Source organism: Mitsuokella apri, from assembly GCF_051886055.1.
Taxonomy (GTDB): domain Bacteria; phylum Bacillota; class Negativicutes; order Selenomonadales; family Selenomonadaceae; genus Mitsuokella.
Genome location: NZ_JBJEXT010000027.1, coordinates 1 through 20039, shown reverse-complemented (window position 1 = coordinate 20039; position 20039 = coordinate 1). Strand labels below are relative to the sequence as shown.

Annotated in this window: 17 protein-coding genes; 14 read left to right on the top strand and 3 right to left on the bottom strand. The window is 49.9% G+C overall.

Translation table 11 applies throughout. The features are described from left to right. Positions 1-89: DUF933 domain-containing protein (locus ACI4OH_RS02710; RefSeq protein ID WP_337571449.1), on the top strand; the 89-nt coding region annotated here is incomplete at its 5' end. 273 nt (positions 90-362) lie between these two features. Here the strand turns inward: ACI4OH_RS02710 and ACI4OH_RS02705 are convergent. Continuing rightward, entirely contained in the window at positions 363-1142 is a 780-nt protein-coding gene (locus ACI4OH_RS02705; protein ID WP_439784116.1) for a carbon-nitrogen family hydrolase, read from the bottom strand. A 14-nt stretch (positions 1143-1156) separates the two neighbouring features. Here ACI4OH_RS02705 and ACI4OH_RS02700 point away from each other — a divergent pair, with 14 nt between their 5' ends. The 12 genes from ACI4OH_RS02700 (at position 1157) to alr (ending at position 17746) form a co-directional block, all read left to right on the top strand. After that, positions 1157-1366, top strand: a complete 210-nt coding sequence (locus ACI4OH_RS02700; protein ID WP_295715150.1) for a DUF951 domain-containing protein — start codon at positions 1157-1159, stop codon at positions 1364-1366. A 248-nt stretch (positions 1367-1614) separates the two neighbouring features. Beyond that, positions 1615-2901 (top strand): S-layer homology domain-containing protein, encoded by a 1287-nt coding sequence (locus tag ACI4OH_RS02695; RefSeq protein WP_435722014.1) that lies wholly within the window; start codon positions 1615-1617, stop codon positions 2899-2901. A gap of 265 nt (positions 2902-3166) precedes the next feature. Then, complete coding sequence (locus tag ACI4OH_RS02690) at positions 3167-4453, top strand: S-layer homology domain-containing protein (protein ID WP_295715155.1); 1287 nt, start codon at positions 3167-3169, stop codon at positions 4451-4453. A 328-nt stretch (positions 4454-4781) separates the two neighbouring features. Then, positions 4782-6083, top strand: coding sequence for a putative porin (locus ACI4OH_RS02685; protein ID WP_295715156.1), 1302 nt, complete (start codon positions 4782-4784; stop codon positions 6081-6083). 294 nt (positions 6084-6377) lie between these two features. After that, on the top strand, positions 6378-7658 hold the full coding sequence (locus ACI4OH_RS02680; RefSeq protein ID WP_435722015.1) for an S-layer homology domain-containing protein: 1281 nt from the start codon (positions 6378-6380) through the stop codon (positions 7656-7658). A 266-nt stretch (positions 7659-7924) separates the two neighbouring features. Continuing rightward, positions 7925-9154, top strand: coding sequence for a hypothetical protein (locus ACI4OH_RS02675; protein ID WP_439784115.1), 1230 nt, complete (start codon positions 7925-7927; stop codon positions 9152-9154). A gap of 41 nt (positions 9155-9195) precedes the next feature. Further along, positions 9196-10155, top strand: a complete 960-nt coding sequence (locus ACI4OH_RS02670) for a phosphatase domain-containing putative toxin (RefSeq protein ID WP_295715162.1) — start codon at positions 9196-9198, stop codon at positions 10153-10155. A gap of 56 nt (positions 10156-10211) precedes the next feature. After that, a complete protein-coding gene (locus ACI4OH_RS02665; protein ID WP_295715163.1) occupies positions 10212-12134 on the top strand; it encodes a phosphatase domain-containing putative toxin in 1923 nt (640 codons plus the stop codon). Between the two features lie 98 nt (positions 12135-12232). Then, positions 12233-13381, top strand: a complete 1149-nt coding sequence (locus ACI4OH_RS02660) for a twin-arginine translocation signal domain-containing protein (RefSeq protein ID WP_439784114.1) — start codon at positions 12233-12235, stop codon at positions 13379-13381. Positions 13382-13640: 259 nt separating this feature from the next. Further along, complete coding sequence (locus ACI4OH_RS02655; RefSeq protein ID WP_435722018.1) at positions 13641-14936, top strand: S-layer homology domain-containing protein; 1296 nt, start codon at positions 13641-13643, stop codon at positions 14934-14936. A gap of 236 nt (positions 14937-15172) precedes the next feature. Further along, complete coding sequence (locus tag ACI4OH_RS02650) at positions 15173-16483, top strand: S-layer homology domain-containing protein (RefSeq protein WP_439784113.1); 1311 nt, start codon at positions 15173-15175, stop codon at positions 16481-16483. A gap of 153 nt (positions 16484-16636) precedes the next feature. Beyond that, positions 16637-17746 carry an alanine racemase gene (gene alr / locus ACI4OH_RS02645; protein WP_439784112.1) on the top strand — a complete coding sequence of 370 codons (1110 nt, stop codon included), beginning with the start codon at positions 16637-16639 and terminating at the stop codon, positions 17744-17746. 73 nt (positions 17747-17819) lie between these two features. Here alr and ACI4OH_RS02640 read toward each other — a convergent pair whose 3' ends face one another. Next, positions 17820-18266 carry a hypothetical protein gene (locus ACI4OH_RS02640; RefSeq protein WP_439784111.1) on the bottom strand — a complete coding sequence of 149 codons (447 nt, stop codon included), beginning with the start codon at positions 18264-18266 and terminating at the stop codon, positions 17820-17822. A gap of 87 nt (positions 18267-18353) precedes the next feature. Further along, a complete protein-coding gene (locus ACI4OH_RS02635; RefSeq protein ID WP_295715175.1) occupies positions 18354-19310 on the bottom strand; it encodes an L-lactate dehydrogenase in 957 nt (318 codons plus the stop codon). A 392-nt stretch (positions 19311-19702) separates the two neighbouring features. Here ACI4OH_RS02635 and ACI4OH_RS02630 point away from each other — a divergent pair. Next, the coding region (locus tag ACI4OH_RS02630; RefSeq protein ID WP_439784110.1) for a rod shape-determining protein at positions 19703-20039 on the top strand (337 nt) is incomplete at its 3' end.

Sequence of the window (20039 nt, the reverse complement as noted above, 5' to 3'; positions counted from 1 at the left end):
CCGCGCGTGAAAAAGGTCAGGTACGTGTCGAAGGCAAAGATTACGTCATGCAGGACGGGGATGTTGTTAATTTCCGTTTCAACGTATAAGTGAGATACATAGTGGAAGGGGCGGGGCAGCCTGTTTCGGCTTCGTCGCTCCGTTAAATGAACCCCATGTCTGTTTTGCGGATGGTTGGTGTTTCGCCGCCTGCTGCGGCGTTCTGACATCGCAGCGTTTTGCTTTTTTCTTTGGGGTTCAGCCCTGCGGGCGGTCACTGCGCTCCTGCAGGCGAAACAGGCTGCCCCGCCCTAGATACGTCATACTCTATAGGAAATAAAAAAGACTGCTACTCGCGGCAGTCTTTTTTTTCGTGTATAATGTCAATAGAGTTCGGGGCGGCGGTCGGCAAAGACGTTGATGGTCTCGCGGATGTGCTGACGAAGTCCCGGGCGCAGGCGGGCCGTGAGGATGGCCTCGCTTTCACCGGCTTCGGCGATGGCTTCGCCCCAGGGGTCGATGATGGCGGAATGTCCGGCGAGGTGGTTGCCCTTTTCGTCGGTGCCGGCCTCGTTGGCCGCGATGACGTAAAATTCATTCTCGATGGCGCGCGTGCGCGTGAGCAGCTGCCAGTGGTTCAGGCGGCTTGCGGGCCAGGCCGCGGGCAGGAAGAGCACGGAGATATCTTCAAGCGCGAGTTTGCGGCTGAGTTCGGGGAAACGGACGTCGTAGCAGACGGCAATACCGCAGAGAATGCCGTCAAGCCGGAACACCGCTGTGTGGTTGCCCGCGGCAAAATCCTTTTTCTCGCCGCTCGGGGAGAAAAGATGCGTCTTGTCGTAAGAGGCGATTTCACGGCCTGTGCGGTCAAAGACGTAGCAGGTGTTGTAGACCTTACTGCCGCGTTTATTGGCAACGGTGCCGCCGACGATGTTGACGTGATTTTTGCGGGCAAGCTCCGCGAGTACGCCGCGCGATTCGGCGCCGTCCTCATCGGCATAAAGCGCAATCGGGCGCGGATAGAAGCCGAGCCGCCAGAGCTCCGGCAGTACGAGCACATCGGGATCTTCGCGCATGGCCGTACTTACCATGCGGCGCAGCGTCTCAATATTGACATCAGGCCGGGCAAAAGCCACCGGCATCTGCAGAATTGAAATTTTCATGGGAGGGCCTCCAGATGGAAAAAAAGCATTACGAAGTCGGCGATATCGTGCGCATGAAAAAAGCGCATCCGTGTGGTTCAAGTGAATGGGAAATCCTGCGCACGGGCATGGATTTCCGCCTCAAATGCCTCGGTTGCGGCCATCTCGTCATGATGCCGCGCACGAAATTCGAAAAAATGGTGCGTGCCGTCACGCATAAGGGAGAACCTGAAAAACAGGCGTAATCCTATCGTATCCATTATAACATGGTGCTTGTCAGACTGCATAAAACATATTCTGTAAGATTGGCGTTCCATTAAAAATAGCAGACAGTGGTTTACAAATAGCAAAAGCCTGTGTTACAATCATTACTGTTCGATGGAGAACCAAAGGGAGTCAAGGATTCTGAGGAAACTTGGACACTCATGAGGTTCTTTTTTCTTTGGCTTCATCGAAAAGGATAATTTTTATTTTTTCGAAGGAGGAGTTTCTTATGAAAAAGACTCTCGTATCCGCACTGACGACGGCTCTCGTTGTTGGCGCTGCTTCCACGACGTTTGCTGCTGCAAACCCGTTCTCCGATGTACCGGCTGACCATTGGGCTTACGACGCTGTATCCCAGCTCGCAGCTGATGGCGTAATCGAAGGCTACGGCGACACGACGTTCCGCGGCAACCAGAACATCACGCGTTATGAGATGGCTCAGATGATCGCCAAGGCTATGGCTAAGAGCGATGTCTCCGCTGCTGATAAGGCCCTCATCGACAAACTCGCTGCTGAGTTCTCCGATGAACTGAACAATCTCGGTGTTCGCGTCAGCAACCTCGAGCGCAATGCTGACAAAGTAAAATGGACGGGCGAGGCTCGTTACACGTACACGAGCACGCGTGATGAAAAAGCTGATGGTTCGCAGGATAAAGACAATGCGGACAAGCTCCAGCTCCGTCTCTTCCCGACGGCTGAAATCAACAACAATTGGCATGTCAAGGCTCGTCTGACGGCTAAGACGGATCTTGCCAGCGACAAGGGTGACGATGGCAACGTCAAACTGACGTATGTCTATGCAGATGGCCAGTACAAGAACTTTGATGTTAAACTCGGTAAGATGCCGCTGTACTCCGTTGCCGATGATGGTCTCATTCTTGATGACTTCTTCTCCGGTGCTCAGGTCAACTTCGGTAAAGACCTCAAGACTACGCTCGAGGCAGGCCGCTGGGACCTCGCAGATGAGGCGAATAAACATATTGCCGATGCGGCTGCTACGGATAGCGCTGCAAATTATCAGGGCATCGAGCTCAACTATGCTCCGAGCAAGCTCCGTCTCGGTGCTGCTTATCGTCACTTCAATAGCGACGCTTTCACGCACGTTACGAACTACCGCAATGGCTCCACGTCCGATGATGCCAATATCTGGTCCGTCGGTGCTGGCTACAAGTTCGACCACAACTGGAACCTCTTCGGCGCTTTTGCCAAGAACGACGAAGCTGACAACTATGAGACGGCTCACAACATCCAGCTGTCCTACAAGGGCTCTGACATTGCTAACAAGGGCACTTGGGGCGCTTATGCTGCTTACCGTTACCTCGGCCAGAACGTTTCGCTCATGCCGACGTACGATACGGCTCATACGTCTCACCTCAACGAGAAGGGCTGGGAAGTCGGTGCTGACTACGTTCCGTTCCAGAACGTCTACACGGCTGTTGAGTACTTCGATGGCAAAGACCTCGCTACGGACCGCGATGCCAAGACTCTCTTTGGCCGCGTAAGCTTCTTCTTCTGATTCTATCAGCGGAAAACTGCAAAGCAAAATCAGGGAAACCGTTCCTTCGGGAACGGTTTCTTTTTTATCCAAAACTAATACAGAAAATTTACAACATAGAAACATATTAGCGTAAGTTTGTAAATTGACGAAATATGTGTTAAGATGGAAACCAGTTTGAACCGTGTCTTGAAGGAAAGAACTGAGGAAACATGGACACTCATGAACACCTTCTTCAGGACAGATTCAAAGAAATCATTTCTATTTATTGAAGGAGGAGTTCTTTATGAAAAAGACTCTTGTATCCGCACTGACGACGGCTCTTGTTGTTGGCGCTGCTTCCACGACGTTTGCTGCTGCAAATCCGTTCTCCGATGTACCGGCTGACCATTGGGCTTACGACGCTGTATCCCAGCTCGCAGCTGATGGCGTAATCGAAGGCTACGGCGACACGACGTTCCGCGGCAACCAGAACATCACGCGTTATGAGATGGCTCAGATGATCGCAAAGGCTATGGCTAAGAGCGATGTCTCCGCTGCTGATAAGGCTCTCATCGACAAACTCGCTGCTGAGTTCTCCGACGAACTGAACAACCTCGGTGTCCGCGTCAGCAATCTCGAGCGCAATGCCGACAACGTAAAATGGAACGGCCAGGCTCGTTACCGTTACTGGAGCCAGCGTTATGAGAACGAAAAGGGTTCCAAGGATAAGAAGAACACGGATCAGATGAATTTCCGTCTCGAGCCGTCCGCTCAGGTCAACGACAATTGGCACGTAAAAGCTCGTATCGATGCTTTCACGAATCCGAGCAAGGATGAGTCTGCCAATGTTGTCATGAAGCGTGTATGGGCACAGGGTGATTATAAGAATTTCCAGGTTAAACTCGGTAAGATGCCGTTCTTCTCTACTGAAACGGCTGGCATGCTTCTCGATGACCAGTTCTCCGGTGCACAGGTAACGTTTGGCAATCAGCTCAAAGCTACGCTTGAAGCTGGCCGTTGGAATCTTGACAGCGCTAACAAACAGTCTGCACTGCACACGGCTGTTGCTGATTATGACGACGATGCTGCCAACTATCAGGGCATCATGCTGAATGGCACGGCTGGCAAGCTTTATGGCGGTGCTGCTTACCGTCATTTCAACAGCAATGTTTTCACGCATGTTGACGGCTTCAAGAAAGATGCTGATGATGCAAATATCTGGTCTCTTGGCGCTGGCTATAAGTTCGATAAGAACTGGAATCTCTTTGGTGCTTATGCTAAGAACGAAAAAGCAGATAACGATGCTACGGCTCATAACATCCAGCTCAACTATAAGGGTGCACAGAAAGTCAACAAGGGCACTTGGGGTGCTTATGCTGCTTATCGTTACATGGGACAGAATGTTGCCTTTGCCCCGACGTATGAGACCTTCCTCAATGCTGGTGTCAACAACGTCAAAGGCTGGGAGATTGGTACGGAATACGTTCCGTTTGCAAATGTCACGGCAGCAGCTTCCTACTTTAACGGCAAGAAGCTTGACACGGACCGCGATGCAGAGCTCCTCTTTGGCCGCGTAAACTTCTGGTTCTGATCAGAAGCCTACAATATAATAGGACGTTAGAACAAAAATCCCGCTTCTCTTTAGAGAGGCGGGATTTTTTATGTCTGCAAACACCATTTTCAGTGATATTCTCATTTAGTTGAGCGAGTAAACTATTTTAAGCAAAACATAATAGACTTCTAACAGTTATATAATTGCAATTGACTGAGTCAAGTAATATAATGAACTTGTTCAAAGGAACAGAGGAAGAGACAGAGGCAACACGGAAACTCGACATCCTCCCAAGGTTCCGCCGAGAACAAATACTTTACTTGCAGCCTTCTATATTATATAGAAGGAAAGAATGGAGGAGTTTATCATGAAAAAGACTCTTGTATCCGCATTGACGACGGCCCTTGTTGTTGGCGCCGCTTCCACGACTTTTGCCGCCACGAACCCGTTCTCCGATGTACCGGCCGATCATTGGGCCTATGATGCCGTATCTCAGCTCGCTGCTGATGGCGTCATCGAAGGTTACGGCGATTCGACGTTCAAGGGCAACCAGAACATCACGCGTTACGAAATGGCACAGATGGTCGCTAAGGCCATGGCCAAGACGGACGTTTCTTCTGCCGATAAAGCCCTGATTGACAAACTCGCGGCCGAGTTCTCCGATGAGCTCAATACCCTCGGTGTCCGCGTCAGCAATCTTGAGCGCAATGCCGACAAGGTAAAATGGAACGGCGAGGCCCGTTACACCTACACGAGCACGCGCGATAAATCCAAAGAGGACAGCAAGAGCAACGACGATGAGCTTCTGCTGCGTCTCGAGCCTTCGGCTGAAGTCAACAGCAACTGGCACGTCAACGCCCGTCTCGATGCTTCCACGGACCTTGCCAAGGACAGCTCCGATGAAAATGGCGATCATGGCGATTCGCAGGATACCAAGGTAACGCTGCAGCGCCTCTACGCGGATGGTCAGTACGGCACGACGAACATCAAGCTCGGCAAACTGCCGACGCAGATTGACAGCAACCTGCTGTTCGATGATGAGATTTCCGGTGCCGCCGTCACGACGGGCAAGGACCTCAAGCTCACGGTGCAGGCTGGCCGCTTCGACCTCAATGGCGACACGAACAACGATTCTATTAACAAAGCTGCAGCTCAGAAAGACGATACGGCCAATATGCAGAGCGTCGGTCTGCAGTATGGCAAAGACAAACTGAGTGTCGGTGCTGCTTACCATCATCTGAACAGCGATACCTTCACGAAGATGGGCACGAGCTACAAATCCTCGCAGGATGAGGACAACGCCGATATCTGGAGTGCAAATCTCCATTATGCGTTCGACAAGAACGTCGCCCTCGGCGGTGCTTATGCCGAGAACACGAAGGCCGACGATTACAAGAAAGCAGGTACGGTCGAGCTCGACTACAAGGGTGCTGAGGCTGCCAACAAAGGCACCTGGGGCGCTTATGCCGCTTACCGTTATCTCGGTCAGAATGTCGCCTTTGACCCGTCCTACGATGGTGCCTGGGCCGGCACGAAAGGCTGGGAAGTCGGCACGAACTACACGCTCTTCAAGAATACGGTAGCCAGCGTCAAATACTTCAACGGCGATAAACTCGATACGGGCAAAGATGCCGAGAAGCTCTTCGGCCGTGTCGAATTCCTCTTCTAATTCTCTCTTCGCAAAAAACAGAACCCTTCTCTCAAAAAAGAGTCTTCCGCATGGAGGACTCTTTTTTTTTGATGTTGATATCTTGTTAAATTTAGGGCTAAAACTACAAGATTTTGTTAAGCTTATGTATATTTTTTGCCAGACTGTTGCCAAAAACAGAGATGATATGTTAAACTAAACTTAATCGAAGCAATAAGAAAAAATAGGCATAAGAAGGAAACAAGGAAACTTTTATGCCTTTTTCTGTCCGGCTTCGAGAAATACATTCCTATTTTTTCGAAGGAGGAGTTTCTTATGAAAAAGACTCTCGTATCCGCACTGACGACGGCTCTCGTTGTTGGCGCTGCTTCCACGACGTTTGCTGCTGCAAACCCGTTCTCCGATGTACCGGCTGACCATTGGGCTTACGACGCTGTATCCCAGCTCGCAGCTGATGGCGTAATCGAAGGCTACGGCGACACGACGTTCCGTGGCAACCAGAACATCACGCGTTATGAGATGGCTCAGATGATTGCAAAAGCAATGGCTAAGAGCGATGTCTCCGCTGCTGATAAGGCCCTCATCGACAAACTCGCTGCTGAGTTCTCCGATGAACTCAACAACCTTGGTGTTCGCGTCAGCAACCTCGAGCGCAACGCTGACATGGTAAAATGGAACGGGCAGGCACGTTATCGTTACTGGAGCCAGCGTTATGAAAATGAAAAGGGTTCTAAGGACAAGAAAAACAAGGATCAATTGACGTTCCGTCTGGAGCCTACGGCAGAAGTCAACAATCACTGGGCTGTCAAATCCCGTATCGATGCTTCGACTGATCCGAGTGAAGATGGTTCGGCAGACCTTACAGTAAAACGTGTATGGGCTCAGGGTGACTATAACAACTTTCAGGTCAAACTCGGCAAACTGCCGCTGGCTTCGACTGAAACGGCAGGCATGCTCTTTGATGATCAGTTCTCCGGCGCACAGGTAACGTTCGGCAATAAGCTTAAGGCTACGGTTGAAGCAGGCCGTTGGGATCTGAAGAATTCTAACGCACAGTCTGCTCTCAATGCAGCAGCTAAAGCAACGGATGATACTTCCAACTATCAGGGTATCATGCTGAATGGTACGGCTGGCAAGCTTTATGGCGGTGCTGCATATCGTCATTTCAGCAGCGAAGCATTCAAAGCCATCAACAATTCTTCGTCGGATAAGGCAAAGATGTGGTCTGTTGGTGCAGGCTATAAGTTCGACCGCAACTGGAACCTTTCCGGTGCTTATGCTAAGAACACGGAAGCAGATACGGATGCTACGGCTCACAACATCCAGCTCAATTATAAGGGCGCACAGAAAGTCAACAAGGGCACTTGGGGCGCTTATGCAGCATACCGTTACATGGGCCAGAATGTTGCCTTTGCTCCGCTCTATGAGCTGTTCCTCACGGATTCCGGCATGAACAATGTCAAAGGTTGGGAAGCTGGCGTAGAGTATACTCCGTTTACGAACGTCATGTCGAGCTTCAAGTACTTCAACGGCAAGAAACTCGATACGGACCGCGACGCAGAAGGTCTCTTCGGCCAGGTCAACTTCTATTTCTAATAACGATAAACAATGTAAGACAGTGTGGGGAGGGATTTTCCCTTCCCTTCACTGTCTTTTCTTATACTAAAGGCAGAATATTCATTACAATATAAAAAGTTGAAATAAACGCAAGAATACGTAGATTTCATAATGATATCAGCAAAATATAGGAGGATTTAGGGTTAAACAATTTGATACAATAATAATCAGATAAAACATCACAGCGCGCTTATCATTCCATTGAATCATTTATCACCTTAGGAGAATCATAGGGGGATTTGCAGATGAAGAATCAAAAAAAAGCTCTTGTATTGGGTATCACAGCAGCTATGCTGATGCCAACATATTTTGGGAATACCGCTGAAGCAGCCGCTGCAGAGCCAGATGTCGCAGCTATGCAGGCAGAAATCAATGATTTGACGGCCCGTTTAACGGATCTGGAAAACAGTCTTGCAGCTGCGAAGGAGAAACAGGAAGCAGCTAAGAGCGCCAAGAAGGCAAAGAAAGAAAGTCCTGAGTTAAAATGGTCGGGATCTATTAAAACCGGTTATATGTACGATGAAACGAAGACCGGTAAAGTAAAGGGCGAGGCAAAAATCTTGGCTACCACTACGGTAGACAAAACGTATGATATTGGCGTTGGCATCAAGATGAAATCGACTTCGTCGGAGCCGAACAACGGCAAATATTCTTCTGAGAAAAACAAGATTAAACTGGAGCAGGCTTACGTTGGACGCTCGTTCGGTCCTGTTTATCTCCGGGCCGGCGTACAGAATGTCTCACTTGGCGAAGGCCTGTGGCTTTCCAAAGCCAGTGTCAATCAGTTCACGGCCAATTACAAGATGACGCCGCATGATTCACTTTTTGCAGGTTATGGCCGTGATTCTCAGGATTATCTGGTTAATGATACGAATGATGACAAACCGCCAACGCGTACCCGTTTACTGAAATTTGCACAGTATCAGCATGATTTCTCTAAAGACGCTTATGCAGGTCTTTACTTTGGTACGCAGCAGCCGGAACGCTACTTTGGTATCTATGGTTCGACACCAATTGTTGGTAAACTGGGATTCTCAGCTGAGTATGTTCATAATAATAATAAACATAAACCATCTTCGGACGCTAGCATTGATAAAAAACATACTAGCGGAGATGCTGGCTACGGATATGACTATACTGGTGCCAACAAGAGCACAGATGGTTACGTCCTTAGTTTGAATTATGGCAAAGCTAAGAAACAGGGGACTTGGGGCATTACAGCACAGTATCTGAATGTAGACCAGAACCTCTTCATGGATGACAACTATACGGATTGGGATGACTATATTACCGCAGATGGCTTCAAGGGCTATGGCTTGATTCTCGATTATGCAACGAGCGATCACTCCAAGCTGTCACTGCTTCGCTACTGGGCACATACAAATCCGGATGGCAGCAACGTGGATTCTAAGGGACATGCTTTGGAAGAATCCCCGCATTATTCCACGTATCTGAAGTTCGTAACTAAGTTTTAATTAGTTTAGCAACCAAATCTATGAGGGAGGAATTTTGCAGGATGAATTATTCGAGACTTAATAAAAAAATTGCAGGACTTACGATAGCTGCCATGATGTCAACGGCTGCTGCATTTGCAGCGGAACCGGCTCCGGGCATTCAGATTCTCAAATATGACCGTCCTGAGGCAGTTTCTGAGATGCCAGAAAATTTCCGTACAGCTCAGAGCCCGTACCTTGCGGACAGAGTTGCCAAGGCTGGCTATACACCATCGAGGGAAGGCCTCGATAATCTTCGCCAGTCAGGAAGCAGCTTCTTTTCCAAGAATGAATTCAAGGAACTGTTGAAACATGTACCGGCTAAAGACCTTGTCGTCATCGACCTGCGCAACGAGTCACATGGTTATATCAACAACACAGGCATCAGTTGGTATTCCAAGTATAAGACGTTCAATAAAGGTCAGGGCGTGAAGGAAATCGACCGCCGTGAGAAGGGCATGCTCGAGACAGCCCTGATGAACAAGCAGGTTCCGATTGCCAAGCTCGATAAGACGAAATCCATCGCATCGCAGACGGATGTTGATGTAAAGTCGGTCGAAACGGAAGAACAGTTTGTGAAGTCGATGGGCGTCAAGTATTACCGCGTACCGGTCATGGATTATTCCGCACCGACCCCGCAGAATGTCGATGATTTCCTGGCTATCTACAAAAAGCTGCCAAAGAATGCATGGGTCCATGTACATTGTGAAGCTGGCGTTGGCCGCACGACAATTTTCCTTTCCCTCATGGATATGATCAAGAATGCTGATAAAGTTTCGTACGATGATATCATGACGCGTGAGGTGCTCCTCGGCGGACAGGATGTACGCAAATCTGCTGAAACGACCAAGGATGCTTATAAAAAGGCTAATTATCCGAAACGCGCATTGTTTACACGTCATTTCTATGAATATGTCAAAGCAAATCCACAGCTTAAGAAAACTTACACGCAGTGGACGAAAGAAAATGGATATGAATTCTGAGCCAATATGCCAAGGGTTCGTACTAGAGAATTAGGAAATGAAGGAGTGAAGATTTCATGATCAGTTTTAAGAAGAAAACCCTGCTTTCCGTAGCTGTAGCTGTCATGCTCGGCAGTGCCCAGTTACCGGGTACTTCATGGGCTGCTCAGGCACCGGCTGCTGTTATGCAGGAAGTTTCGGCCGAGGCTCAGGCACCTGCTGTTGTAAAGAATCCGCCAAAACTTGCTCTGAAGATTGACCGCAAAGACGTCAGCCAGCTGCCGCGCAATTTCCGCATGGGCAGTGATAAGTATATTGGCGTTACGAAGACGGGGGTCATGCCTACGAGAAAGGGCATGGACACGATGAATGTCTCGGCTTCGAGCTGCTTCTCGGAAAAAGAGCTGGAAGCCATTTTGAAGAAAGTTCCGGTCAAGCCATCTCAGTTCTATGATATCGATTTACGTGGTGAGTCCCACGGCTATCTCAATGGCACGGCTGTCAGCTGGTTCGCAAATCATGACTGGGGCAATGATGGCCGTACGGAAGACATCATCATCCCGCTTGAGAAAGAGCAGCTGGCATCGCTGAAGAATAAGACCGTTCAGTCGACGTATCAGTTCGATGATAAGAAGAATGTACTGCTTTCTCCGATTTATGTAAGTTACAATAAGGTTCGTACGGAAGAAGAGATGGTCAAAGACCATGGTGCAAACTATTTCCGTCTTACCCTGCAGGATCATTTCCGTCCGGACGACCCGGATGTCGATAAATTCCTGAACTTCTACAAATCCCTGCCAAAAGACGCATGGCTCCATTATCACTGCTATGCCGGCATGGGCCGCACGACCATCTTCATGGTTATGCACGATATCCTCAAGAATGCTAAAGATGTCAGCTTCGATGATATCATCCAGCGTCAGAAACTCATCGGCATCGTAGACCTCAGTGAGATTCCGGATAAGAAAAAGAATTATGGCCGTAAAGCTTACATCGAACGTTATCAGTTCGTACAGCATTTCTATGATTATGTAAAAGAAAATCCGGACCTTAAAGTTCCGTACAGTGTATGGGCAAAGAAGAATAAGGTCAATTCCTGGGAACCGGATTACAACGGCTATATCTGGCGTATCGACACGAAGGACCGCAATCAGCTGCCGCGCAATTTCCGCACGATGAATTCCGCATTTAAAACGGATGTAAATGTAAAGAAAGCAGGCAAGGGCTTTACGATGACTCCGTCGCGCAAGGGCCTGGATACGCTTTACATGTCCGGCAGTGCTGAGTTCTCGAACGGTGAGTTCCAGGCTATGCTCCCGGTTCTCAAGCAGCAGGCCAAAGGACCTATATACATCATGGATCTTCGCCAGGAGACGCACGGCCTCTTCAATGGCAATGCTGTCAGCTGGTACGGTGAGCGTGACTGGGGCAACCTTGGCAAGAACAAGGCTGAGGTACTCAAAGATGAAAACAGCCGCCTGAATGCAGCGAAGGGCCAGAACCTTATCATGGCAGAGCTCGATAAGAATAAGATGCCAATCGATCCGAAGCCAACCAAGATCGAATCGGTCATGAGCGAGAAACAGCTCGTTGAGCAGAATGGCCTGCATTATTATCGCATCGCCGCTACGGACCATATCTGGCCATCGGCTGCTAACATTGATGAGTTCATTAACTTCACGCGTACACTGCCAGAAAATGCATGGCTGCATTTCCACTGCCAGGCTGGCGCAGGCCGCACGACTGCTTATATGGCAATGTATGACATGATGAAGAATCCGGATGTGTCGCTTGGTGATATCCTTTCCCGTCAGTATCTGCTCGGCGGCAACTATGTTGCTTACGAAATTGCAAAACCGAAACCAGATCAGTGGAAGGCAGATTATTACCACCAGAAAGCGCATATGGTAGAGAAATTCTATCAGTATGTACAGGCAAATCATGCGAACAACTACAAGACGAGCTGGAGTCAGTGGTTGGCAGCGCATCAGGATATTTAAAGAATTAAATCAATCTACCATTTAAATCCTAAGTTAATTCTCATTTTAGCAAATAGGCCATTTTGGCCTTTTTGCTGTGTCAAAAGGAGGCAGTCATTATGGCAGTATGGGATAAGAAAATTGACCGCAGGAATTTCCTTAAGACCGCAGCAGGTGCGGCCGCTGTATTTGCAGCGGCTTCGGTTCTTCCGAAAAACGGTTTTGCTGCACCAAGGGATATCCAGACCACAGCCGCTAAATTTTCTGAAGTACAGAAAATGACGCCGACCGAAATGGCAAAACGCTCTCCGCTGCGTGAATACGGCTATGACTGGTTGATGGACAAAGCGAATAACCTTCAAGATGCGAATGTAAAGAAGGTTGTTTTGGAAGGCCTGAAAGCGCCGAAGCCGTTGATTCTCAAGAAGTATCCTGATAAAGCCAGTCAGGAAGCCTGCCGTAAAGCTTTGTTGGCCGCTGGTTACATTAAAGAAGACAATACGATAGACCAGATTTTCCCAGAAGTGAAAACGAAACTGAATTTCTGGGATGCAGCGGGCGCCGGCTGGGGCGGACATCATGCCTATCCCTGCGGCTTAATTACGCATGTAGCAACAGATCTGCAGACAGGATTGAGCCTTATTGAAAACTATGAGAAGTTCTTTGGTTATTCCATGAACCGTGAACTGCTCACGGAAGCTGTGCTTTTGCATGATTTGACAAAACCGTGGATTCTGCAGTGGACGCCTGATCACAAATGCCTGCCGGAAATCAAGATTGCAGGCACGGGCTGCCATCATATTCAGCAGGTTGCAGACTGCATGTATCGCGGCTTGAAGCCGGAAGTGGTCGTAGCTGTTGCTGTATCGCATGACCATGCTGGCTGGCCAAGTGAAGAGAAAAAGCCAGTCGGTTATATCAAGGCAGCTGCCATCATTGCCGGCAAAGACCCAATCAAGGAAGGTTATCTTGCCAAAGATGGAGAGACTCTGCCATTGCCAAGACGTCCGGAATCGTTCCTCGTTCACCTCGGCGACCATGATTTTGTCCTGACTTCGGGCATTTCGTCCTGGACACAGGAGTACCTGAAGAAGGTTGCGAAGTCTGATTATGGTCTGAGCGATGCAGATCTGGACAGCAGCAAGTTCTATAATCTGCGCAATTACGTATACTCGCAGGCTTCCGATATGCACCTTTACCAGATTTTGGTTGATCAGGGATATGACGCATTCCGTCAGACTGTCCTGGATATTGTTGTCCCTGGTTAATTGAAATAACCCCTCTTTCCCTAAAGAGCTGATAGCCCCGCTGTCATGAATTCCCCTCATGGCAGCGGGGCAATTTTTATATTACAGATAGTTTTCAGACACATCTAATTTGACATTTATGATTTTCGTATGCTATAATAAGCATGCTTAAAGGAAAATCAAAGGAAGAGACTGAGGAAACATGGACACTCATGAGGAATCCTCTGATGGAACTTGGGCACAACGTTCAATTCTATATTTTTTGAAGGAGGAGTTCTTTATGAAAAAGACTCTCGTATCCGCACTGACGACGGCTCTCGTTGTTGGCGCTGCTTCCACGACGTTTGCTGCTGCAAACCCGTTCTCCGATGTACCGGCTGATCATTGGGCTTACGACGCTGTATCCCAGCTCGCAGCTGATGGCGTAATCGAAGGTTATGGCGACACGACGTTCCGTGGCAACCAGAACATCACGCGTTATGAGATGGCTCAGATGATCGCCAAGGCTATGGCTAAGAGCGATGTCTCCGCTGCTGATAAGGCCCTCATCGACAAACTCGCTGCTGAGTTCTCCGATGAACTGAACAACCTCGGTGTTCGCGTAAGCAACCTCGAGCGCAACGCTGACAAAGTTAAATGGAACGGCAAGGCTGAGTACACGTACTGGAGCCATCGTGACACGGATGCCAGCACGAAGAAGAATGATGATCAGCTCCTGCTCCGTCTCGAGCCGAGCGCTGAAGTCAACAACCACTGGCATGTAAACGCACGTCTCGATGCTTCGACGGATCTTGAAAAAGACAGCAGTGATCCGTATGAGCCGACTCATGGTGATGGCGTTCAGGATACGAACGTACAGCTCAAACGTGTTTATGCACAGGGCAACTACGATAACTTCCAGGTTAAACTTGGTAAGTTCGCTCAGATTGATAGCGACAGCATCTTCGATACGGCTTTCTCCGGTGCTGAAGTTTCCTTTGGCAACAAGGTAACGTTCACGGCAGGTGCTGGCCGCCAGAACATGGATGAGAACAGCGACTTCAAGCAGACTTTCAAGCTTCCGAAAGAGACGACGGCTAACTATCAGTATGCAGGTCTTGGCTATGGCGATGGTAAGTTCGTCGGCGGTGTTGACTACCATCATCTGAATGCTGACGACTTCAACTATACTGTTAACAAGGGTGCAAAGGCTAATGTCGAAGACAATGCCAACATCTGGCTCGTAAAAGCTGCTTATCAGTTTGATAAGACGAATGGCTTGAATGGTTTCTATGCCAACAACACGTCTGCTGATGACTTTGATAACGCTTGGAGCGCTCAGTACAGCTACAAAGGCGCACAGGCCGAGAACAAGGGCACTTGGGGTGCTTGGGCTGCTTATCGTCACCTCGGCAACAACACGGCTCTGTTCTCCACGTTCGATGCAATTCTCGCTGGCCAGAAGGGTTGGGAAATTGGTACGAACTATGCTCCGTTCAAGAACGTTGTTGCTACGCTCCGTTATGGCAACGGCAAGGATCTCCTTACGGACGACAAGATCGAGAACCTCTTCGGTCGTATCGAGATGTTCTTCTAATCTCACGATTAAAAGATTCAACGAATCCACAAAAGACCTCCGCTTCGGCGGAGGCCTTTTTTTTATGCAATTATTATGAGAATGCGTTTCAATTAACTTGACAGACTTCATAAATTATATTATGATAATCATGTTCAATTGAGAAACGGGAATTTCTGAGGGAACATGGATACTCATGAAAATTCCTGTTCGCGATTGAACGAATGTTCATTTTCTGTTTTTGAGGAGGAGTTTTCATGAAAAAGACTCTCGTTTCCGCACTGACGACGGCTCTTGTGGTCGGTGCTGCCAGCACGACGTTTGCTGCGGCCAATCCGTTCTCGGATGTTCCGGCTGACCATTGGGCTTACGACGCTGTATCCCAGCTCGCAGCTGATGGCGTAATCGAAGGCTACGGTGATACGACGTTCCGCGGCAATCAGAACATCACGCGCTATGAAATGGCGCAGATGATTGCAAAAGCCATGGCTAAGACGGATGTTTCCGCTGCTGATAAGGCCCTGATTGACAAGCTCGCTGCTGAGTTCTCCGATGAACTCAATAATCTCGGCGTCCGTGTCAGCAACCTTGAACGCAATGCCGATAAGGTAAAATGGAACGGCGAGGCACGCTATCAGTATTGGAGCCAGCGCGATAAAGACGCCGGCACGAGAAGCAATGACGACGAGCTGCTGCTGCGCCTCGAGCCGTCCGCTGAAGTCAGCCAGAACTGGCATGTCAATGCCCGTATCGATGCGTATACGGACCTTGCCAAGGACAGCTCCGATACAAAAGAGCCGTATCATGGCGATTCGCAGGATACGAACCTCGACCTCGTCCGCGTGTATGCACAGGGCGACTACCATAACTTCCAGGTCAAGCTCGGCAAATTCAACCCGATTGATGATGACAGCATCTTCGATACGGAGTTCTCGGGCGGTCAGGTCACGTTTGGTGACAAGACGACTCTGACGCTCGGTGCCGGCCGTCTCGATATGAGCGATGTCAGCGCTTCAAACAACTTCAAGAACGAAGAAACGGCGAACATTGCCAATGGTGAAGACACGGCCAATTACCAGTTTGTCGGTCTCGGCTATGAGAACGGCAAATTCAACGGCGGCGTTGATTACCATCATCTGAATGCGGACAGCTTCAGCTATCAGAAAGAAAATCTGACGAGACAGTCCGATGAAGACAACGCTAACATCTGGCTCGTCAAGGCTGGCTATGCTTTTGACGGTACGAGTGCCCTCAATGGCTTCTATGCCAACAACACGTCGGCCGATGACCTCAACAAGGCTTGGAGTGCTGAGTACGACTATAAGGGCGCCGATGCTGAGAACAAGGGCACCTGGGGTGCCTGGGCTGCGTACCGTTACCTCGGTGACAACACGGCACTTTTCAGCACGTTCGATGCTGTGCTGCAGGGCCAGAAAGCTTGGGAAGTCGGCGCGAACTACACGCCGTTCCGCAATGTTGTCACGACGCTGCGCTATGCCAACGGCAAGAACATCGCTACGGACAACAAGATCGAGAACCTCTACGGCGAACTCGAATTCTTCTTCTGATGCCATTCTCTTCCTATACACATGCACATATGGAAAAAGCCTCTGCTCCGGCAGGGGCTTTTTTCTTTGGAACTGGGCGCAAAACTTGACTTTTCAAGGGCTTGTAGTAAACTGATAAGGGAATTTGACATTTGTAGAAAAGGGGATATCGTCATGCCAAATCGTGCGGCCTGGGCCGAGATTGATCTCAAGGCTCTGAGACATAATTACGAAGAAATCAAGAAGAACATAAAGAACGGTGCAAAGCTCTGCGCCGTTGTCAAAGCGGATGCGTATGGTCATGGAGCTCTTGCCGTGGCGCGCGTGGCTGTGGAAGCCGGTGCTTCGTATCTCGCCGTGGCGACGCTCGGCGAGGCCATTGAGCTGCGCGAGGCTGGTTTTACGACGCCAATCCTGCTCTTGGGACTGGTGCTGCCGGATGAAGCCCGCGATATCGTCGATTACGATGTCACGCAGGTCATCTGTGAGCTGCCGCTTGCAGAGGCCATTTCAAAAGAGGCTGTCCGTCAGAATAAGACTGCGAAGGTCCATCTTAAAGTCGAGACGGGCATGGGGCGCATCGGCATCCGTCCGGAAGAAATCGGTGCTTTGGCAGCGGCTGTCAAGAAACTGCCGAATATCGAGATTGAAGGCATGTTCTCGCACTTTGCCATGGCCGACTGCAAAGACAAGACGTACACGAAGGGACAGCTTGAGAAATTCGAGCAGGCCCTTGCGGAAGTCAAAAAGGCCGGTGTCGACCTTAAAATCCGTCATATCGCGGAGTCGGCGGCCATTCTTGAAATCCCGGAAGCTCATTACGATATGGTGCGCGCCGGCGTCATCCAGTACGGTATGTGGCCGTCGGAGGAAGTCACGCATCCGATTGACCTCAAGCCGGTTATGAAGCTCTGTGCGAAGGTCGTCTTCCTCAAGACGGTGCATAAGGGCGAGAGCATCGGCTATGGCCGTCAGTTCATCGCGGAGCGCGAAAGCCGTATTGCGACGCTGCCGATTGGCTATGCCGATGGCTATATCCGCGCCTACAGCAACGGCGGCAGCGTGTCGTTCGGCGGCCGCCGCGCGCCGATTGCCGGCCGCGTCTGCATGGACCAGGTCATGGTCGATGTCACGGATCTGCCGGATATCAAAGAGGGCGATACGGCGGTGCTGTTCGGCGATGAGGATATCACGGCCGATGAAGCTGCCAAGTGGCTCAACACCATCAATTACGAAGTTACGTGCCTCGTCTCGCCGCGCGTGCCGCGTGTCTATAAAGGCTGATATATAATAGAAAGAAAGGGAGCATCTTCCATGCGAAGATGCTCCCTTTGTGTTTTGCGTTTAGGCAAGTGAATTACTCAATCTGGCCTTTCCAGTAAGCGAGGTCGGCGTCATTGAGCGGCAGGTCGATTTTCTGGCCGTCCTTGTACGTGTAGCGGAAACGAACGGTCTTGGCAGCCTTGATGTCGTCGAGCGTGGCAGCCGGCAGGAAGACGGAAATCTCGTTTTCCTTCTGGAACATACCTTTATCCGTCTGCTTGACGGAGGCAATCAGCGGCCATTCTTTGTCGTCGGTCACGAGCATGACTTTGCTGTCGGCTTTGGAGCCGTCGTAGCGCGTGTCCCAGACGGTGAAATGGGCACTTGTGGCCGTGCCGTCAGAGCCGCGCAGACCGGTGAACTCGATGCGGGCATAGGCGGACAGGCTGTCGGCCGTGCGCGTGTCATGGGTGTGGAAGTAGACGAGCGTGCCGAGGAAGGCGGCAACGACGACGAGCAGGATGGCAATTGCTTTTTTCATGAATCAGGATCCTTTCGAGGTGTGCTTATTTTTTACCGCAAAAAAGCGATGGCAGGAGCCATCGCTTTGTATTCGTTTGTGCAGGAATTATTTGATGCCGGCACCATCGAGAGCGCTGCGGACGCTCTGAGCTGCATCGTGCATCTTCTGGAGTTCATCGTCCGTGAGATGAATCTCGAAGGAACGCATGATACCATCAGCGCAGATCATGCGCGGAATGGAGAGAGCGACGTCCTTCAGGCCATATTCACCTTCGAGAACTGCGGAGCACGGCAGAATCGTGTGCTCATCATAGAGAACGGACTTGATGAAGCGGCAGGCTGCCATAGCAATACCCGTGTTCGTGAAGCCCTTGCGGTTGATGACATCGTAAGCAACCTGTACGAGCTCCTGCTCAACAGCTTTCTTGTCGAGCTTCTCGGATTTGTGGAAATACTCGTCCATGTGGTCGAGGGAGAAGCCTGCGCAGCCCGTCGTGCTCCAAGCAACGAAAGCAGCGTTGCCGTGCTCGCCGAGAACATAGCCGTTGATGTTCTTCGGGTCTACCTGGTACTTGTCGGCGAGGATGCGGCGGAAACGATACGTCTCGAGCATCGTGCCCGTGCCGAGGATGAGGTTGCGCGGGTAATCGAACTGAGTGGAAACAACATACGTAGCGACATCGAGCGGGTTCGTGATCATGATGATCATAGCTTCCTTCGTGCGCTTAACGATTTCACCGAAGACGGACTGCATGATCTTTGCGTTCGTGCCAGCGAGCTTCAGGCGATCCGGCGTCTCACCCGGGCGGATGGACGGGCCGGCCGTGATGACGATGATGTTTGCATCTTTGCAGTCATCGTAATCACCGAGGTGGAACTTGATGTTCGTGCTGTAGACGCAGCTCGTTGCGTGGCTGGAGTCAACAGCCTCGCCCCATGCCTTGTCAACGTTGAGGTCGATCAGGGCAACTTCCGTTGCGAGCTGGAAGTCGGCAATCTTGTTTGCTACTGCAGAGCCAACGTTGCTGGCGCCGATGACGACGATTTTTCTTCTGTTGTTCATTGTTCGATAACCCCCTGTAAAATCGTAAAAGGAACATAAAATCTCCCTAAGTCAAATTAATCGTATCATCCTGTTTCGTCATTGTCAATGTGTCTTTTAAAGAAGTAAAAGAGATATTTTTCACAAAATTATCGTAAATTGTTGTAAATGACATGAAATTTTGCAAATTGCTATGAGATAAGGGCTGGATAGTCAAATTTGTGATTTTTTCGCTTGTTTTGCCCATTGTAAAAGATAAAAAATTATTATATAGTATATCAGTAGAAAAGAGGGCAGGCAAAGGCATCCGGCAAGTACTTCCCGCTGGTTTTCAGCTGGCTCTGCTAAAATCTTTTCAAAGGTATTATTTGTATCATTGCGTTTTTATTCTTTCGGAAGGGGATTTCAATAAAATGTTTGGTATGTCAATGGATATCGGCATTGACCTTGGCACGGCCAATGTGCTGGTCTATGTAAAGGGAAAGGGCATTGTCCTGCGCGAGCCGTCGGTTGTGGCTGTCGATAAGGACACGAACCGCGTTTTGGCGATTGGCGAGGAGGCGCGCCGCATGATTGGCCGCACGCCTGGCAATATCGTCGCCATTCGTCCGCTGCGTGAGGGCGTCATCGCGGACTATGATATTACAGAGAGCATGCTGCGCCATTTCATCGAGAAGGTTGTTGGCCGCAGCTTTGTTTTCCGTCCGCGCATCATGATCTGCATCCCGTCGGGCTGCACGATGGTCGAGC

Bases quoted from the DNA above. Each gene is read 5' to 3' on its own strand.
- ACI4OH_RS02635 (WP_295715175.1), bottom strand. From the start codon at position 19,310: ATGAACAACAGAAGAAAAATCGTCGTCATCGGCGCCAGCAACGTTGGC.
- ACI4OH_RS02695 (WP_435722014.1), top strand. From the start codon at position 1,615: ATGAAAAAGACTCTCGTATCCGCACTGACGACGGCTCTCGTTGTTGGC.
- ACI4OH_RS02670 (WP_295715162.1), top strand. From the start codon at position 9,196: ATGAATTATTCGAGACTTAATAAAAAAATTGCAGGACTTACGATAGCT.
- alr (WP_439784112.1), top strand. From the start codon at position 16,637: ATGCCAAATCGTGCGGCCTGGGCCGAGATTGATCTCAAGGCTCTGAGA.
- ACI4OH_RS02655 (WP_435722018.1), top strand. From the start codon at position 13,641: ATGAAAAAGACTCTCGTATCCGCACTGACGACGGCTCTCGTTGTTGGC.
- ACI4OH_RS02705 (WP_439784116.1), bottom strand. From the start codon at position 1,142: ATGAAAATTTCAATTCTGCAGATGCCGGTGGCTTTTGCCCGGCCTGAT.
- ACI4OH_RS02675 (WP_439784115.1), top strand. From the start codon at position 7,925: ATGAAGAATCAAAAAAAAGCTCTTGTATTGGGTATCACAGCAGCTATG.
- ACI4OH_RS02690 (WP_295715155.1), top strand. From the start codon at position 3,167: ATGAAAAAGACTCTTGTATCCGCACTGACGACGGCTCTTGTTGTTGGC.
- ACI4OH_RS02640 (WP_439784111.1), bottom strand. From the start codon at position 18,266: ATGAAAAAAGCAATTGCCATCCTGCTCGTCGTCGTTGCCGCCTTCCTC.
- ACI4OH_RS02680 (WP_435722015.1), top strand. From the start codon at position 6,378: ATGAAAAAGACTCTCGTATCCGCACTGACGACGGCTCTCGTTGTTGGC.
- ACI4OH_RS02660 (WP_439784114.1), top strand. From the start codon at position 12,233: ATGGCAGTATGGGATAAGAAAATTGACCGCAGGAATTTCCTTAAGACC.
- ACI4OH_RS02700 (WP_295715150.1), top strand. From the start codon at position 1,157: ATGGAAAAAAAGCATTACGAAGTCGGCGATATCGTGCGCATGAAAAAA.
- ACI4OH_RS02650 (WP_439784113.1), top strand. From the start codon at position 15,173: ATGAAAAAGACTCTCGTTTCCGCACTGACGACGGCTCTTGTGGTCGGT.
- ACI4OH_RS02685 (WP_295715156.1), top strand. From the start codon at position 4,782: ATGAAAAAGACTCTTGTATCCGCATTGACGACGGCCCTTGTTGTTGGC.
- ACI4OH_RS02665 (WP_295715163.1), top strand. From the start codon at position 10,212: ATGATCAGTTTTAAGAAGAAAACCCTGCTTTCCGTAGCTGTAGCTGTC.